Below are 1,964 nucleotides of genomic sequence, written 5' to 3' on the forward strand. Positions count from 1 at the left end.
TCCGCCGCGAACGGAGCGATCTTCGCCTCGGCCAGCGAACGCACCGCCTCACGGAGCATCCCGTGCTCCTCGGAGATCCGGAAGAGATCGAAGTCCTGGCTCATGATCGCCACTCCTGTTTCACGACGGTACTCAGTACCCTTCATTATGCATGCGCGCGGCAAAAAGGGAACTCAGTGCCTTCCCTTCGCGGTACTGAGTTCCCTATCCTTTTCGTGCCGAACTTCTGCCGAACGAGCCGGTCCGAGCGCAGGGAGATGACAGCGTGATCCACTCAGCCATCGATGCCGACACCCGCAGCACGACGCTGTACTTCCAGCGCTGCACGTGGTGCAACAACCCGACCTTCCAGCGGCTGCTCTGCCCCACCTGCGGATCCACCGACCTCAGGCTGGAGCCCAGCGAGGGCACCGGCGTGGTGCGGCGCTGCGCGGTCGAGCAGGCCCGGACGCCGCTGGTCCGTCAGAAGTCCCTGATCCGCATGGCGGAGGGCTTCGACGTCTGGTGCATCGTGGACGGGATGCGCAGCACCGTGCCGGTCGGCACCCGGGTGCGGCTGCTCCCCTCCCCCGGCTCCGACCAGCCGGAACTGCGGCTGCTGCCGATGGAGCCGCCACCGCCGGTGCAGGACACCGAGCCGCGCCCGCTGCCGCCCGCCCAGGGCGGCTTCACCCAGCACCTCGCCACCCAGCACCTCGCGGCCTTCGTCGCGGAGTGATCCGCTGGGGGATCGTGCGGCGGGCGGGGCGGACGGCGCGCCCGGAGCGCTACCGGAGAACGAGGGAGAACGACGGAGGGCGTGGCACCGAGTACCACTCGGCGCCACGCCCTCCGCTGTCGTCCGGGGATCAGGCCTTGCGGGCCTTCACCTCGGCGGTGAGCTGCGGCAGCACCTCGAAGAGGTCGCCGACCACGCCGTAGTCCGCGAGCTCGAAGATCGGGGCCTCCGAGTCCTTGTTGACGGCCACGATGGTCTTCGAGGTCTGCATGCCGGCCCGGTGCTGGATCGCGCCGGAGATGCCGTTGGCCACGTACAGCTGCGGGGAGACCTGCTTGCCGGTCTGGCCGACCTGGCTGCTGTGCGGGTACCAGCCGGCGTCCACCGCCGCGCGCGAGGCGCCGACGGCCGCGCCCAGCGCGTCCGCGAGCTCCTCGACCACGCCGAAGCCCTCGGCGGCACCGACGCCGCGGCCGCCGGAGACCACGATGGCGGCCTCGGTCAGCTCCGGGCGGCCGGAGGACACGCGCGGGGTGCGCGAGGTCACCTTGGCCGCGTTGCCGGTGAACGCGACGGCGACGTTCTCCACCGCACCGGCCGCCGGGGCGGCCTCCGGGGCGACGGCGTTCGGCTTGACGGTGATGACCGGCGCGCCCTTGCTCACCCGGGAGTCGACGGTGTACGAGGCGGCGAACACCGACTGGGTGGCGATCGGGCCCTGGTCGCCGGCGCGCAGGTCGACGGCGTCGGTGATGATGCCGGAGCCGATCCGCAGCGCGACGCGCGCGGCGACCTCCTTGCCCTCGCCGGAGGACGTCACCAGCACGGCGGCGACATCGCCCGCACCGGCGATCTGGGCCAGGGCGTCCACCTTGGGGACGACCAGCTGGTCGGCGAACTCGGCGCCGTCGGCGACGTACACCTTCACCGCGCCGTACTCGCCGGCCTTCGCCGCGATGCCGGCCGCGGCCGCACCGGCACCGAGGACGACGGCGGACGGCTCGCCGATGCGGCGGGCCAGGGTCAGCAGCTCCAGGGCCGGCTTGCGGACCGCACCGTCGGCGTGGTCCACCAGAACGAGAATCTCAGCCATTGCTCAATGTCTCCGTGTTTCGCTGTGGCAGGGGGTGGGTGGGTGGGCGCGCCGGCTCAGATGAACTTCTGGTCGGCGAGGAAGGCGGCGAGCGACTTGCCGCCCTCGCCCTCGTCCTTGACGACCGTGCCCGCGGTCCGCGCCGGACGCGCC

Annotated in this window: 2 protein-coding genes and 1 pseudogene; 1 reads left to right on the top strand and 2 read right to left on the bottom strand. The window is 71.8% G+C overall.

What is annotated here, in order from left to right:
• Positions 1–265 precede the first annotated feature (265 nt).
• Positions 266–718 carry a hypothetical protein gene (locus ACWGJO_RS41470; protein ID WP_452190950.1) on the top strand — a complete coding sequence of 151 codons (453 nt, stop codon included), beginning with the start codon at positions 266–268 and terminating at the stop codon, positions 716–718.
• A gap of 130 nt (positions 719–848) precedes the next feature.
• Here the strand turns inward: ACWGJO_RS41470 and ACWGJO_RS41475 are convergent, their stop codons facing one another.
• Both ACWGJO_RS41475 and ACWGJO_RS41480 read right to left on the bottom strand, forming a co-directional pair.
• On the bottom strand, positions 849–1,811 hold the full coding sequence (locus tag ACWGJO_RS41475) for an electron transfer flavoprotein subunit alpha/FixB family protein (RefSeq protein ID WP_452190951.1): 963 nt from the start codon (positions 1,809–1,811) through the stop codon (positions 849–851).
• 56 nt (positions 1,812–1,867) lie between these two features.
• Positions 1,868–1,964 (bottom strand): annotated as a pseudogene (locus tag ACWGJO_RS41480) (electron transfer flavoprotein subunit beta); the annotation flags it as partial.

The organism is Kitasatospora sp. NPDC054795 (genome assembly GCF_053611565.1).

Excerpts from the sequence above, each read along its gene's own strand:
- ACWGJO_RS41475 (WP_452190951.1), bottom strand. The coding sequence starts at position 1,811 with ATGGCTGAGATTCTCGTTCTGGTGGACCACGCCGACGGTGCGGTCCGC.